This window comes from Bacillus sp. bc15 (assembly GCF_900142585.1).
Lineage (GTDB): Bacteria > Bacillota > Bacilli > Bacillales > Bacillaceae_G > Bacillus_A > Bacillus_A cereus.
In genome coordinates this window covers 1042310-1060047 of record NZ_FRBJ01000001.1, presented here as the reverse complement: position 1 = coordinate 1060047, position 17738 = coordinate 1042310, and the positions used below count along the sequence as shown (strand labels likewise).

The following is a 17738-nucleotide window of genomic DNA, read 5'->3' as shown; positions in this document are numbered from 1 at the left end:
AATCAATTATATTTCAATTAAAATTCATCTCCCGCTGATTAAAGTTTCACTTTATATGATTAGAGAATTCTTTTAATTTAAGAAGGAATAAATGTAAAAAAAAGCTAATTAAACAGTGTACATATTTATAGGGGAGAAGATATAAATGAAAGTTGTTATAAAAAAATTACCACCATTAGAAGTAGCGTATATAAGACGAACTGGTAGCTACTTTGAACCGCAAGATCACTGGGGGAAGTTACTGAACTGGTCAATTGAAAATAAACTGTATCCACCAGAGCAATCATTTATCGGAATATCATTAGATAATCCTGAACTTGTTGCAAGTCATAAGTGCCGGCATGATGCATGTGTTACGATTCCTGAAAACTTCGATAAAGAAAAGTATCATGACGTGCAATTTAAAAGATTAGATGGAGGTACATATGGTCTATACCAGTTCTATGATGAACCTCATAAATTAAGTGAAGCGTATCAATACATGTATGCAGAGTGGCTACTAAATAGTGAGTATGGTGCAGATTATGATAGAGATAACTTAGAGTTTTGCTTAAATAATGTTGCTGAAGATCTAGAAGGAAAGTTAAAGGTTGATTTATTTGTGCCAATTAAAAACATACAAAAAAACAAATAACTTCATTTGTGGCTTTAAAATGAAATTGGAATAGTAGTGAAAGAAAATCTGTTTTCGAAGATAATATTTTTAGCGTAGAAATTTAAGTATGTAGGTTGCAATGAAAGGAGAATCCGCATGGACACATTTGTAAATGAAAAGTTTTATGAAACGAGAAATCAATTAGTTGAGGAAATTTCTTTGTTGAGTGATGCTCAATTTAATAGGAAACCAGATAAGGATAAATGGAGTATTGCACAAGTTTGTCATCATTTAGTTTTATTAGATGAGAGAGTGATAACAGTTATTTCCTCAGGGTTAAAAAAGTTAGATAGTACCCAAAATGTGCGTAAAGAAATTCATACTATTTTATTAGATAGAACGAAAAAGTTTATAGCTCCAGAAATGATTGAACCAAGTATAGAACCATTTGAAGTGGAGCAAATGCTCAATATGCTAAACGAATCAAGAAAAGAATTGATGCGTTTCCTGAGTACAATAGAAGATGAGTCTGTATTAGCGAAAAAATCAGTGATGCATCCAGCTCTTGGAGAATTGCCCCTTGATCAGTGGATAGAACTGATCTATTTGCATGAACAGCGTCATATGTTACAAATCAAAGAGATAAAATTGCTTTGTGAAATTGAAAAGTAAAAATTATTCCCTAGTTATTGATACGTATTATAAACAAGGAAAATGGTTGATTCATATTGATTCAGAAGAAAACAAAAATAGAATGAAATTAGTTGAAAGTGACCAATAAGCTTAAGAAAATATGAAACTATCCGATTTTCTGTATAAGTGTAACCCCGTCTTAAATGAAGAGCGGGGTTATTTTTTTTGAAAGTGTTTTATTTAGAAGGAAATAAATCAGCAACGAAATTCAAAAAATTAATCATCATAACATATTGTATATGCCCGTTTTAATAAATTGAAATAATGATAAAAGATATGTTCTTATTTTGAAAGTACACTTCACACGCTTAAGGAAGGAGTATTCTGTCAGAAAACGATAAAATACAATTCTGTTAGGGGATGTATGCAATTTATTCTCTTTATTTTTGCAACAGAACCACCTTCAAAATTATCTTTTGTAGTTGAAGTTTCCTGAATAATAAGTTACATTTTTAAAGTTCAAGCAACTTTATGAAAGTACAAAAAGGGGAGAAATATTATTATTATGCAAAAAATGAAATGGAAGAACTATGTATGTTACTTTGTAATTCTATTACTGCTTGGAACGGCAGTAATAGTCAAACCATCTATCTCTAAGGCTGAGGAATCTGAAGTTAATATTACATTGTTAGGTACTGCAGATATTCATGGTAGATTTATGCCTTGGGATTATGCGCTTGATGGAGCAAATATGAGTGGAAGTTTGACGCAGCTTTATACGGTTATAAAGAAGGTCCGTCAAGAAAATCCAAATACCATATTAGTAGATGCCGGGGATACAATTCAAGGAAACTCAGTAGAATTATTCAACGATAAGCCACAATCGCCAATGATGGTAGCGATGAATACAATGGGGTATGATGCCTGGGCATTTGGAAATCATGAATTCAACTTTGGATTAGATACATTGAAAAAAGTTAGTGAGCAATATAAGGGAAAAACGTTAGCAGGAAATATTTACAAGAAAAATGGAGAGCGCTTTCTTCCTGCATATACAATTGTAGAAAAAGATGGAATTAGAGTTGGGATTATTGGTATGAATACACCAATGATTAGTGATTTTGAAAAAGGGACAGATCACTTAGATGGTTTAGTGGTGAAAAATCCGGTAGAAGAGACGAAAAAGGCAATTAAGGAATTAGAAGGTAAAGTAGATGTAATGGTAGGAGTTATGCATATGGGATTAGAAAATGAGAATGGTATCCCTGGTACTGGTGTTCAAGATATTGCAAATGCTTGTCCGGAACTAAGCGCTATTTTTGCGGCTCACATGCATAAACTTGTAAAAAAAGAAGTTGTAAATGGCGTAATTATTACAGAGCCAGATAAATATGGAACACATATTTCACGTATTGACCTTACTTTTACAAAGCAAGATGGGAAGTTGGTTTTAAAAGATAAAACTGCTACCGCTATACCTGTAAAAAATGCTGATGGAACAACGATATTATCTGATCCTACACTTGAAGAAACACTAACACCTTTTCACGAATATGCGAGAGGAGATGCAAATGTTGTAGTCGCTCAATTAAAGGATAGAAATCTTGTTCCTGAAAATGAAATAAAGGGTATTCCAAGTGTTCAGATTCAAGAAACACCTTTATCAGATTTCTTTCATGAAGTCATGCTCTACTACAGTAAAGCAGATGTAGTAGCCCATCAAATTGATAATGATTATGCCCGTTTGGATACAGGTCCTATTAAGAAAAAAGATATTGCGTACAATTACCAATATGCCTTGGGAGAAATTACAGTATATAAGATTTCTGGAAAAGATTTAAAAGACTATATGGAATGGGCAGCAGGATATTTTAACTCATCTCGTGCCGGAGATGTAACCGTTAGCTTTGATAAAACCCGCCGTGCATCTAAATACAGTACGAACGATTTCTTTGGAGGCGTAAAATACGAAATTGACTTAACAAAACCATACGGAAGCAGAATTACAAATTTACGCTCTATTCGTACAAACAAACCAATCAAAATGAGCGATGTTATGACGCTGGGAATGAATGCATATAGAATGGAGGCTCTTCAGGCAAAAGGGGGAGCTTTAGAGGGGCGTAAGTTTGAACAAATTTGGTCATCTAAACAAGAGAATGCATTTGGAGAAACAGGTGGAACCATTCGTAACCTTGCTATTACATATTTAAAAGAGGTAAAGAACGGTGTATACACACCGAAAGTTATGCATAATTGGAAAATTACTGGTGTAGATTTACATTCTTCAGAGCATAAGGCTGTAGTTGATCTTGTGAATAATGGGATTTTAGAAATTCCAAAAACAGAAGACGGAAAATACACAAATATAGTATCTATAAATACGAAAGATTCAATTACAAAAGAAGAGATTGTAGCACTCTCACAAAAAGCAAATATTAATCCAAATCAGTTTAAGCATATAAAAACAAAAGGTGAATTTTACAAAAAACTTAGTAGGATTACTAAAAAAATATAAATTATAAGGTTTCTTATAGTAATTGTTATTTTAATAACATTAAACCCACTCTTAAAATAGTAAAGAGTGGGTTTTTATGTTGTTATTTAGAGGTAAGTATACTTTTATTACAATGAATATAGATAATTAATAACTAACCAATTGGATGAGCGCCTATAAGGACTCTCTTTTATTCAAATTAATGTACATATGTGTTCCGTTCATTATTTATAATATTGACCACAATTTATGTAATTTTGCATAATGTTACATAAATTGTGTATTTTCTCTTTTTTCCGACAGAAATAGACAGTATACTTTGTACAAGCTTTCTATTTCAAAAATTATACGAGGTGAAATAATGAAAAACAAAAAGACATTAACTAAGGTAGCATTAACAACAGGATTAGCTTTAACAGCTGTGGCACCATATGGGGTAGGTCATGCAGAGGAAACAGATCAACTACAAGTTCAAATTCAGGAAGAATCGTTCCGTTCGGGTGAACTGACACAACCGTCACAAAAGACACCAGAAAATGTAGTAAAGGATGCACTTAAGGAGAAAACAGAGCAAGCTCTCTCCCAAAAACAAGTCAATGGAGAAGCAGGAGTAGATTATAAAGTCCTTCAAAAACGTGGTTCGTATGATGGAACTACACTTGTACGTATGCAGCAAACATACGAAGGAAAAGAAGTATATGGTCATCAATTAACTGCACACGTAGATAATAATGGTGTTATTAAAAGTGTTTCAGGTGATAGCGCGCAAAATTTAAAACAAGAAGAATTGAAAAAACCTATTAATCTATCAAAAGATGAAGCAAAACAATTTATTTATACGAAGTACGGGAACGATATCAAGTTTATTACTGAGCCAGAAGTTAAAGAGGTTATTTTTGTTGATGAAAATAATGGACAAGCAAAAAATGCATACCAAGTTACCTTTGAAGCTGCAACACCAAACTATGTTTCTGGTACTTATTTAGTAAATGCACAAAATGGTGATATGTTAAAAAATATGGTACAAGAATCTAACTTAAAAGCCAGTGACAAACTAGTTGGAGCTTTAAAGAAAAGTAAACAAAGCAGTCTTACATCATTAACCGGAACAGGAAAAGATGATTTAGGTATTTCTCGTTCATTTGGTATCTCTAAACAAAGTAATGGTAAATATGCTCTTGCTGATTATACAAGAGGGCAAGGAATTGAAACATATGATGTGAATTACAGAGATATTACTAAAGAAGAAAGCTATTATCCTGGTACATTAGCGACTAGTACTTCGGCAACATTTAACGATCCAAAAGCAGTAAGTGCTCATTACTTAGCAACAAAAGTATTTGATTTTTATAAAGATAAATACAAGCGTAATAGCTTTGATAATAAGGGACAAAAGGTAGTTTCAGTTGTACACGCTTGGGATTCTGAAGAGACGAATGATCCGAAAAATTGGCAGAATGCATTAAGTGCTAATAATGGAAGTATGCTTGTATATGGGGATCCTATTGTTAAAGCATATGACGTAGCTGGACATGAATTTACACACGCTGTTACTTCTAGCGAATCTAACCTTGAATATTTCGGGGAATCTGGTGCGATTAATGAGGCGCTATCTGATATTATGGGAACATCTATTGAGAAATACGTAAATAATGGAAAATTTAACTGGACAATGGGAGAACAAACGGGATCTGTTTTCCGTGATATGGAAAACCCAGCTTCTGTTCCATCTTCACTAGGAGTACCTTATCCAGATGATTACAGTGAATTTAACGATTTTAATGGATGGGATCAAGGCGGTGTTCATTTTAATTCAAGTATTATTAATAAAGTTGCGTATCTCATTGCGAAAGGCGGAACTCATAACGGAGTAACTGTTAAAGGAATTGGTGAAGATAAAATGTTTGATATTTTCTATTATGCAAATACAGATGAGTTAAACATGACTTCTAATTTCAAAGAATTGAAATCAGCATGTATTCGAGTGGCAACTAATAAATATGGTGCGAATACAGCTGAAGTTCAAGCAGTTCAAAAAGCATTTGATGCAGCAAAAATTAAGTAATTTAGAAATATAGTTTTCATTCATATATTAATACATTATGAAAAAAACAGCTAATATCATTTTAAGGATATTAGCTGTTTTTTTACGTAGCAATGTATTATTGAAAATAAACTGACTAAGCAATAATGAGGCGCTTTCTCTTTAAGAAGTAGCGACAAATAAATAAGGTTTAAAGTGTATAAAAACAGAAAATTAATAATATATTGACCTCTTGATAGAAAGTCTATAAAATGAAAGCGATAACAAACGATTGCTTTAAAATGATTTCCCTGATCTTTTAGTATTTACAAATATATGAAGGCATAAACAAATCTATTTTTTTAAGCATTAATGCAAACGCTTTCGTATTAAAAGGTCATTGAAATACATACGTGAAAATAGCCAATATGGAGGTGAAGTAAAAGAGATTTCTAGATTAATTTAAGCAGTATTATTCAGTGTAAGCATAATAAATCGTTAGTAATATTTGAAGAAAGGGTGTATGTGGTGCAAATTACAAAAAGATTAATTAATAAAACAGTTTTATTACTTACTTTAATCATTATGTTATCATCTGTTTTCTCCTTTCAGAGTGTGAAGGCAGTTTCAAATTCGAAAACAACTGAAATTATCATTCATTACAAAGAAAAGCTTGGAAATACAAAAGACTGGAATCTTTGGTTATGGGGAGAAAATGCAAATGGTACATCTTATGAATTTACTGGTGAAGATGAATTTGGAAAATACGCTAAGATAAAAATAGACGGTGACTATAATCGTGTAGGATTTATAGTTCGAACAAATGAATGGGAAAAAGATGGTGGGGATCGTTGGATTGAAAATATAAAGGACGGTCGTGCTGAAGTATGGATTCTTTCGGGTGATGAAAAAGTATATAACTCTAAGCCTTCATCGGATCTCTCAATTCAAAAAGCAACTATTGATAGTTTCAATGAAATTACTGTAACGACTAATGTCCCGTTTAATATTAAGGAAAAGAAAATTGAAATTGAAGGCATTAAAATTAAAAATATTACTCCTTATGATACAAACAGTGGAGATATTACTAATAAGGTTAAAATAATTACGGAACAGAAAATTGATTTAAAACAAACATACAAACTTAAAATAGAAAACTTAGCTGATACGAATACTGAAATTGGTAAAGTCATTCGTAGCGAGGAATTTGATAATTTATTTTATTATAGTGGTAACGATTTAGGGAATACATATACCGCGCAACATACAAAGTTCCGTGTATGGGCTCCTACTGCAAGTGAAGCGAAGTTAGTTACATATAAAAAATGGAACGATAAAATAGGTACTGAAATAAACATGCAACAAGGTGAAAAGGGAACTTGGACAGCAGAACTAAAAGGGAACCAAAAAGGGCTCTTTTATACGTATAAGGTCAAAATTGGTGATAAGTGGACTGAAGCAGTTGATCCGTATGCACGTGCTGCTTCTGTAAATGGAGATAAAGGTGCGGTTGTTGATTTAGAAGAAACAAATCCGAAAAAATGGAAAGCAAACAAAAAGCCAAAATTTAAAAATCCGGAAGATGCTATTATTTATGAGTTACATGTACGTGATTTTTCCATCCAACCTGAAAGTGGTATTAAACAGAAAGGGAAGTATTTAGGTGTAACAGAAAAAGGAACAAAAGGGCCAGAAGGTGTAAAAACAGGACTTGATCATATAAAGGATCTAGGTGTTACTCACGTTCAGTTTTTACCGATATTTGATTATGCTTCAGTAAATGAAGAGACTTTAAATGAACCGCAATATAACTGGGGATATGACCCTAAAAATTTCAACGTTCCAGAAGGCTCCTATTCTACAAATCCTTATGAGCCAACTGTTCGAATAACTGAATTAAAGCAAATGGTTCAAATACTACATGATAATAATCTTCGTGTGGTAATGGATGTAGTATATAACCATATGTATAACGCTGCTGAATCTAATTTCCATAAGTTAGTTCCAGGTTATTATTATCGTTACAATGAAGATGGAACATTTGCAAATGGAACTGGAGTAGGAAATGATACTGCTTCAGAAAGAAAAATGATGAGGAAATTTATGATAGATTCCGTCACATATTGGGCAAAAGAATACAATTTAGATGGATTCCGTTTTGATTTAATGGGTATTCATGATTATGAAACGATGAATGAAATACGTAAAGCTGTTAATCAAATTGACCCTTCTATTATACTACACGGAGAAGGATGGGATTTAAATACACCTCTTGCAGCTGAGCTGAAAGCAAATCAAAAAAATGCAGAGAAAATGAAAGGGATTGCTCATTTTAACGATAATATACGTGATGGGTTGAAAGGTAGTGTATTTGAGGAAAAGGAAAATGGTTTTATAAATGGAAAGGAAAACATGGAAGATCGTATTAAAAAAGGTATTACGGCAGGTATTGACTACGATACAAATTCGTCTACCTATCAAGATCCGGAACAGGTATTAACTTATGTGGAAGCACATGACAATCATACATTATGGGATAAACTTGAGTTAACTAATTCAGGTGACAGTGAAGAAGTGCGAAAACAAATGCACAAATTGTCTTCTTCAATTTTATTAACATCACAAGGAATTCCATTTTTACATGCAGGGCAAGAGTTTATGCGGACGAAATACGGTGATCATAATAGTTACAAATCTCCAGATTCAATTAACCAGATGGATTGGCTGCGCCGTGCAACGTTTAATAATGAAGTAGATTATATGAAGGGTTTAATAGAATTACGCAAAAAGTACTCAGCTTTTCGAATGACATCTGCAGAGCAAATAAAAACACACGTATCATTTATTGATGCTCCGAAAAATACTGTAGCTTATACAATAGAGGGGAATAAAAATGAATACTTTACAGTGGCTCACAATGCAAATAGAGAAGCTGTTGAAATAACACTTCCATCGAAAGGGCCTTGGAAAGTACTAGTAGACAGCAAGCAGGCGGGAAGTAAACCACTTTATGTTGTCCATGACAATAAAATTAAAGTTCCTGCATTAAGTTCATTTGTCTTAAAAACAGAGAAACCGATTAAATAAAAGCGAAGAATGTGGAAATAAATACTGCATTGAGCAAATTTAATAAGGATTGCAAATGAAAAAAGCGAAGTGAAGATTATTCTCACTTCGTTTTTAAAGTTAATGTAATATAATTTCACATACTGTAATTATATTACAATTTAATAAAAGAAATAAGCAATAGATTATTTCTTTTGTGGCAGTAGGAGAAGAAGATATCTTTGAGTTTATTTATAAAATTATCTAAAATACATTCGTAATTCAGATAATGTTTATTATATATTCGAACATATAACGAACTAGATGTTCGAGTTGTATTAATTCCTACAAATCGTTTAAAAATAACAAAGGCGTAAAAAGTATATGGAATTAAAATAGAGAAAAGACACCATTCAAGGTGTCTTTTCTCTATTTTGAATATGAAATGTAAGTAACTCGATTCTATGTAATAGTATGTGATATTTTCACACTAACTGATTAAGAAAAATTTAAAACTCTTTTCTTAATCTATTTGTAATAAATTACATCATAAAATTTTATCAATATAATAAATAAAACTTTCTCAACATTATTTGATTTAATAACTATATTCAACCGCTCTCCAATCCATTACAATAATTTCACATTGGAAATACATGAATATTCTCAATGTTATAAATGGTTTATACCTTATAGGATTACTATGGGAAAGGATGTGAAATATCCAAAAAAAAATCATTTTTTATGATGAAATAAAAAATTTTAATGAAGAAAAAGTTATTTCATTATTTTCAAGTTTCGTTAAAGTGCATGTATTTATAATCACTATGAGACAAGGAACAGAATTTTAAAAAAATTTTTGAAGATTAGAAAATTGCATTTCAAAAATAAGTTAAACGTTTATGGAGGGTTATATGAGCGAGAAAATTTATTACTGGTCTCCGATTAAGCATTGGGAGAAGTTGCATAATGAAGTTTTGATAGGGGAAATGAGATTTACAGGTATTCTGTCTGAGTGGTTTCCTGATCTTTATTTTATGGCTCAAAAAGGTGTGAAAATCAGTGAACTAGTAGAGCGCTTTTCATTAGGAAATGTAGAAGAGACACAAAAAAACATAGAGCTCATGATAAAAAATCGTGTGTTAGTAAGTAACATATTACACCCAAGAGAAGTATTTTCTTCACAAGAAAAGATTTTTTCAAATCCATATAGCAACCAGATTCGCTTTTCTAAAGAAAAGTTAGATAAGTATATGAGTGAACAATTAAATCGCATGCACGTTGCTGCACGGTCGACCGAAATTCAACTTGAAACAACAAATGAGCTACCTACTATAATTAAGGAACGTAGATCTTGTCGTCAATTTGATATGGGAAAACATATTAGTTTTTCGGAATTTTCTCGATTCTTATCAACTCTAAAACAGGTTAGGGAAGAAAAAATATACTATCATTACGCAAGTGCAGGCGGGCTCTATCCCATTGATATCTTTGTTTATGTAAAACCAAAACGTATAGAGGGTATGAAAGCTGGATTTTATTATTATAACCCATCAAAAAATAGTCTTGTGATTGTAAACAGCATTGATCAAGTAATCAAAAGTGATCATGAGTTAATTAATCAGGATTTATTTACTCAATCTGCCTTCTCAGTTTATTTGGTTTATAATGCGAACGCTTCCATCCCGAAATACGGTTCAGATGGATATTTATTTGCTTGTATTGAGTCAGGCATTATCACTGCTACCTTAAATATGGTTGCTGAAGCATTAAATTTAGGGGTTTGTTCAGTTGGTCATATGAAATTTGAAGATATTCAGCAATTTTTATGTTTGGATAATCATCAAGTGTTTCTCCATGGGCTTGAAGTTGGCTTAAAAATTAACGAGTAGAAGAAATGAATATTAGGGGGATAAAGATAAAAATGCACATTAAAGATCGAAGTTCAATTGAAAATAAAGAAGTAGAAGCGTTTTGGAAGGAGCAATTATCTTCCGAGATTCTCGATTTTTCTGTATTTAAATTTAATAGCGATTACCAACTAAATAAAGAAACACCTTGTGAGTACGTTCAAGTCATAGTAAATGTAGAATTTAGTAAAAGTATACAAAAAATAAGTAAGTCTCAAGATTTATTATTATTTAGCTGGTTTCAAGCCGCTTTAAGGGTTTGTTTGGCACATTATACAGATCAAGAAAGAATTACTATTGGTATTCCTATAATTGAAAAGAATCTTGAACAAAGTGAGAATCTTAATAAGTTGATTCCTTTAGGAAGTGAAATCCATCCGCATCACACCTTTAAACAATTAGTAAATGAGATTGAACAAACGACTTTATTCGGGTATGAAAATCAGGAGTATCCGCTCTCTGAATTATTAGTTAAACACAATTTAACTCCTTTTCAAATTGTAATCGGGATGGAAGGATTACATAATGAAAATTCGCTAGAAGAATACGCAGAGAATAATTTAGCCCTATGGATACGAAGAAAATGGAATGAAATACATAATGAATTTGAATTTCAAATTTCTTGTAAGTCCCGTTCATTCTCTTCTTTGCAACAGTTTGCCAATTCGTATTGTTATGTTTTAAAGCAAGTTTCACAAAATCCGAATTTGGCATTGAAAGATATTTGTATTATTGCAGAAGAAGAAAAAGAGTTGTTAAAAGGATTGAATACTTTTCAAACGGGCATAGACTTGTTTCAATCATTTCAAGATTTGTTTGAAGCGCAAGTATTAAAAACTCCAGATCAAATTGCTGTTGTTTGTAATGATCAATCTTTGACATATAGAGAATTGAATAAGAAAGCGAATCAATTGGCTTCTATTCTTCAAAGTAAAGGTGTTTCAAAAGAAAGTATTATTGGCGTTATGGTAGATCGGTCATTAGAAATGATTATTGGTATGATGGGGATTTTAAAAGCAGGAGCAGCGTATTTACCAATCGACCCTAACTACCCAACTGAACGAATTGAATATATGTTACAAGATAGTCAAGCAAAATATTTACTTAGTAAGCGAACAGAGGAAGTATTGCCGCAATTTGCGGGTGAAGTACTGTATCTTGATAAAGAATATCTTTTCCAAGGTGAAGAAAGTAATTTAGTACGAGAACATAATCCTAATGATTTGGCTTATGTTATTTACACATCAGGATCGACAGGAAATCCAAAAGGGGTAATGATAGAACAAAAATCGCTAGTTCATTTTTTAAATGTAATGAGAGAAAAAGTAAAAGCTAATCAATCATTCTTGTTTCTTGCTAGTGTATCTTTTGATATTTCCTTGTTAGAAATATGTCTTCCTTTAACGCAAGGTTCAAAAGTAGTAATTGCTACAGAGGAACAGTTTGCAACAAAAGAATTGGCTCATTTGGTCAAAAAACATAAGGTGGATTTATGGGAATCAACGCCATCGCGAATGGAAGTGATTTTGAGTGATCCAGAAGGGGCAAATTTTCTAAAAGATTTAAAATCTATTTTATTAGCAGGAGAAGCATTTTCCATTGATTTGGTTGAAAAAATTCGTTGTATCAGTGAAGCAACAATTTTAAATATTTATGGTCCCACAGAAACAACCATTTGCGCAACAGTAAAAGACTTGAGCACTTCCAAAGAAGTTACGATTGGCAAACCTAACCCGAATTATCATTCCTATATATTGAATAAGTATGGCCAATTAAAACCATTTGGAATTCCCGGTGAACTCTGCATTGCTGGAGTAGCGGTAGCACGAGGGTATCTTGGTAAAAGTAAACTGACAGATGAAAAATTTGTACAGAGTCCTTTTGCGGCAGGGGAAATGATGTATCATACAGGTGATCTCGTTCGTTGGTTGCCTAATGGAGAACTTGAGTATTTAGGTCGAATGGATCATCAAGTGAAAATTCGAGGGTATCGGATTGAATTAAGAGAAATCGAAACTCAATTAAGGGAATATCCAGAAATAAACCAGGCTATCGTTGTTGATCAAGTGTATGGAAATAGGAAATTATTAGCTGCCTACTATGTATCGGATAACAAGGTGTCTTTTGGTGAAATCAGAAAATATTTAAGTGATAAATTACCTGAGTTTATGATTCCTGAAAAAATGATTCAGGTAGAAGAGATTCCATTGAATCCAAATGGAAAAGTGGATAGAAAAAGGTTATTGGATATAACCCAAACGGATTATGTATCAATTCCATACGTTGCTCCGCGCAATGAAATTGAACAAAAATTGGTGCGTGCGTGGGAAAAAGTTATGGAGATTGAGGGAATCGGTATTCATGATAATTTTTTTGCATTAAAAGGAGAATCCATTAAAGCACTTCAGGTAATTAATTTATTAAGAAAAGACTGCTTAAAAATAAGTACAACAGATTTTTTTAAGCACCCTACAATCGCTCAACTGAGTTCTTGTGTAAAGTTAGAGCATAAAGAAGAAAACTTTGAAAGTAAACCAACTCATGTTAAAGATTTGTCTAATCCATTCTCCTTAACAGAAGTTCAGACAGCGTATATGTTAGGAAGGAATTCACAGTTTGAATTAAGTGGTATTTCCCCTCAAACATATTTTGAATATGAAACAGCATTGGATATCAATCGTCTTTCAAAAAGTTTTCAAAAGGTGATCCATCGTCATCCAATGTTGCGAGCTGTAATTTTACCAGAGGGAAAACAGCAAATATTACAAAGCGTTCCTGATTACGAGATTGAAATAGAGAGTCTCATAGATTTAGATGATAGGAATCAACATGCTCGCTTACAAGAAGAGCGTTCTCGAATGACTAACCATGTATTCCCTTTGGGGCAATGGCCTTTGTTTGAATTGAAAGCTTTTCTTTTAAAAGAAGACACGTATTTATTATGTTTTCGATACGATGCTTTGTTAATGGACGGAGCAAGCATGAACATTGTTGGACAGGATTTGTTGCATTATTATTATAAACCAACTCAAAAATTAGAATCTTTATCTTTTGATTTTCAAGATTATATGTTTATCTATGATGAAATGGAACAAAGCGAAGAATATAAAACAGCAAAAGATTATTGGACAAGTAAGCTTCCTGACTTTCCGTTTGCACCTTCTTTGCTGTTAAAAAAGGATCCAGCAGAGATTGCTACTCCTAAATTCCAATCACTTACAAAAATCCTGGATAATAAAAAATGGACAAAGCTACGAAAGTTAGCACAAGAGAAAGAGGTAACTCCTTCCGCTCTACTTTGTACAATATATGGTGATGTGTTGGCATATTGGAGTAATCAACGTCGATTAGCAATTAACTTGACTGTATTTAACCGTTATCCTGTTCATGATGAAGTAGAACAGATTGTTGGAGATTTCACATCGCTTATTTTATTGGATGTTGATGTAAAACCAGAGCAAACTTTCTTTACTAGAGTAAAAGAAGCGCAAGCTACTTTATTAGATGGCCTTGAACATCGTCATTACGATGGAGTTAACTTTATTCGAGATTTTACTCGATATCATCAAATGACGCCAAAAGCAGTTATGCCAATCGTTTTCACCTCGATGTTAGCAGGTGCAGGTGCTTTCTCTTGGGAACAACTTGGTTCTCTTCGCTATATTCATGCTCGGACTCCACAAGTGTATTTGGATAATGTAGTAATTGAAAAAAATGGAGAGTTACTAATTAGCTGGAACTATGTTGAAGAGTTGTTTGATGTTGATGTAATAGAAGCAATGTTTTCCCAATTTGTTGATTTATTGGAACAATTGGTGAAACAAAGCGATATCACATCTTTGCAGATGAAAGAATCGGATCAAACTTTAATTAAGCAATACAATGAAACAACAGAAAAAATACCTTCAACTACTTTGTATCAATTATTTACAGACCAAGTAAAACGTACACCGGATGAAGTAGCAGTGGTATTTGAACAAGAATGGTTAACATACTCGGAACTTCATAAACGTTCTAATCAAATTGCCCACTTCTTAAAAGAGCAAGGTATTGGTCTAGGTGACAAAGTGGGTCTTTTAGCAAAAAGGCGAGTTGACACAATTGTTAATATGTTAGGTATTTTAAAATCAGGTGCCGCTTATGTTCCGATTGATCCCGATCATCCTTTAGATCGCCAAACATATATTTTAAAAAATAGCTCATGCAAGCTTTTATTAGAACCTAGTCTTTATGAAGAAAATCATTTGTCATTTTATACAACAGAAGATATGCCCGCTATTGCTGGTCCAGAAGATATTGCCTATATTATATACACTTCAGGAAGTACAGGAAAACCAAAAGGAGTAATTATTACTCACCAAGCGGTTACAAATACTATTCAAGACATAAATCAAAAATATGAGGTGAATGAAGATGATCGTATTATTGGTATCTCTTCCATGTGTTTTGACCTATCTGTATACGATATTTTCGGAGCTTTAAGCACAGGTGCAATGTTAGTAATGATTCGTGATCCGAGAGACATGCAAGAATTAATCCGCACTGTCGAACGTAGAGGGATTACAATTTGGAATACAGTGCCTGCAATCATGGATTTGGCATTGGATCAAGTAGGTTCTCATTTTGAATATCCTTCTTTACGTTTAGTTTTACATAGTGGAGATTGGATTCCGCTTTCTTTACCAGAAAAAATAAAAAGACATTTTCCGATTGCAGAAGTAGTTTCACTAGGAGGGGCAACAGAAGCATCGATTTGGTCAATTTATTATCCGGTCAAACAGGTGGAATCACATTGGAATAGTATTCCATACGGGATGCCCTTGGCAAACCAAACGTATTATGTGTTGAACTATGAAAAGAAAATGTGCCCTGTTGGTGTAATTGGAGATTTATATATTGGGGGAGTGGGCCTTGCTAAAGGATATTTAAATGATGAAAAGAAAACAAATGAAGCGTTTGTTTCACATCCTGATTTTGGTCTTATATATAAAACAGGAGATTGTGGAAAAATGCATTCTGAGGGATATATTGAATTTTTAGGCCGCCAAGATTACCAAGTGAAAATTCAGGGATATCGAGTAGAGTTAGAAGAAATCTCTCATTGTCTTCTAACTTATAAACAAGTCGAACATGCTGTCGTAATTGATCAAACAGATGAGAACGGGATAAAATTTTTAGTTGCATATGTGGTAACTGAGCAAAATATTAGTACAACAGAACTACGAAAGCATTTGCGAGATCACTTGCCAGATTATATGATTCCTTCTTATTTTGTTTATTTGGACCAATTACCCCTGACTCCAAACGGGAAATTAGATAGAAAAGCGCTCCCTACTCCGGAGAAACAAAAAAATGAAGTATTTATTGCCCCAAAAACTGAAATGGAAAAAATATTAACTAGTATTTGGCAAGAAGTACTCAAAATAGATCAAGTTGGAGTAAATGATCATTTCTTCGCCTTAGGTGGAGATTCGATAAAAGCGATTCAAGTGTCCGTTAGACTGTATCGACAAGGATTCGAGCTTGAACCAAAAAATCTATTTTCATTTCCTATATTAAGAGATATGGTTCAATTTGTTAAAAAGCTAGACCAGTTTTCAAGTTCACAAACAAATGATGTAAATATAATGAACGATAATAAAGCTACATTACTAAATGTTAAAGATAAACAACTTAATCAACATACACTTACCAAAATACAAGAAAAAATGCCGGATATAAAAATAGAACGTATTTACCCGCTAGCACCTTTCCAGGAAGTTATTTATGAGCATGCTACGAATGAACCTGATACAAATGCATATTTTGAACAAACAATTTGGGCACTTGAGGGGGAGCTGGATATTAAACTCTTTATTCAGTGTTTCCAACAATTAGTTGATCGTCATGATTCTTTAAGAACAATAATTGTGCAAGATGAACAAGCAAAACCTTGGCAAGCTGTTCTATATGATGTTCAAATAAATTCAGAAATAAAAAACTTGATTGAGATGACGAAACAAGAACAGCAAGAATTCCTAGATCAGTGGATGAATGAAAATTTAAGTCAAGGATTTAAAAATGGTGAACTTATGACCCGTCTCTGTATATTCCAACTAGGTAATAACGAGTATAAGGTAATTTGGAGTTCCCATCATCTATTATGTGATGGTTGGAGCGTCAGCATTTTGATAGACGAATTATTCCAGCTCTACGAAACTACAAATGCGGGAAATACGGCGGAGTTACCTATGGTAAAACCTTTTGAAACATTTATAGATTGGACTTTGGCACAAGATCATGAGAAAGCACGTCATTTTTGGCGAGATTATTTATCAGGATACAATCAGAAAATTAGTATTCCTAAAAAGAAAGTCCCATCTAAAAGTGAAGGGTTAAACTTCACTTTTATGGATTTAACATTAGACAAGGATTTGACTGATCAGTTACAGACATTTGTAACTAAAAATAATATAACTATGAATACAGCATTACTAGCTGTATGGGGAATATTGCTTGGCAAATTTAACGGAACGAGAGAAGTGGTATTGCCTAATCTAGTATCAGTCAGACCTCCCGAAGTAGAAGGAATTGAAAATATGTTCGGTCTGTTCACAAATATTTTGCCTATCCGATTAGCATGGACAGAAACGCAATCTTTTGTGGATTTTCTGCAAAAGGTACAACTAGAGACATTGAAATGTAATGAGTATGCATACTATTCATTTGTTGATATACAAAAGCAAAGTGAATTAAAAACTGAGTTGACTGACCATCTTTGGGTTTTTGAAAACTATCCAACTAATCCAGCAATCTTTTCTTCAAATGAAAACAGACATTTTGCTATCACGGATTACGAAGTTGTTGATGAGCCACATGTAAAGTATGGAATTATGTGCTTCCCTGAAGAAAAACTTACAATAAAGTTTGGATTTGATCAAACCGTATATGAAGCAGAGAAAATACAGGAAATATTAAATCAGATCCATGGATTAATCAACATGATTCTTCAAAATCCAATACAAGCAATTGGTGATTACAAATTATAAAAAATAA

7 protein-coding genes are annotated in these 17738 nt (G+C 32.9%); all 7 read left to right on the top strand.

The features are described 5' to 3' along the window. Positions 1-145 precede the first annotated feature (145 nt). The 7 genes from BUA87_RS05225 to BUA87_RS05195 all read left to right on the top strand — a co-directional run bounded on the left by BUA87_RS05225 (position 146) and on the right by BUA87_RS05195 (position 17731). On the top strand, positions 146-634 hold the full coding sequence (locus BUA87_RS05225; RefSeq protein ID WP_000869614.1) for an AraC family transcriptional regulator: 489 nt from the start codon (positions 146-148) through the stop codon (positions 632-634). Positions 635-751: 117 nt separating this feature from the next. Then, positions 752-1267, top strand: coding sequence for a DinB family protein (locus BUA87_RS05220; protein WP_000379380.1), 516 nt, complete (start codon positions 752-754; stop codon positions 1265-1267). A 526-nt stretch (positions 1268-1793) separates the two neighbouring features. Then, complete coding sequence (locus BUA87_RS05215; RefSeq protein WP_072938672.1) at positions 1794-3746, top strand: bifunctional metallophosphatase/5'-nucleotidase; 1953 nt, start codon at positions 1794-1796, stop codon at positions 3744-3746. Between the two features lie 340 nt (positions 3747-4086). Beyond that, on the top strand, positions 4087-5790 hold the full coding sequence (locus tag BUA87_RS05210) for a M4 family metallopeptidase (RefSeq protein WP_000791461.1): 1704 nt from the start codon (positions 4087-4089) through the stop codon (positions 5788-5790). A gap of 486 nt (positions 5791-6276) precedes the next feature. Next, positions 6277-8835 carry a type I pullulanase gene (pulA, locus tag BUA87_RS05205; RefSeq protein ID WP_072938668.1) on the top strand — a complete coding sequence of 853 codons (2559 nt, stop codon included), beginning with the start codon at positions 6277-6279 and terminating at the stop codon, positions 8833-8835. A gap of 872 nt (positions 8836-9707) precedes the next feature. Continuing rightward, a complete protein-coding gene (locus BUA87_RS05200; RefSeq protein WP_072938665.1) occupies positions 9708-10685 on the top strand; it encodes a SagB/ThcOx family dehydrogenase in 978 nt (325 codons plus the stop codon). Between the two features lie 32 nt (positions 10686-10717). Beyond that, positions 10718-17731, top strand: a complete 7014-nt coding sequence (locus BUA87_RS05195) for a non-ribosomal peptide synthetase (protein ID WP_072938661.1) — start codon at positions 10718-10720, stop codon at positions 17729-17731. Positions 17732-17738: the final 7 nt, after the last annotated feature.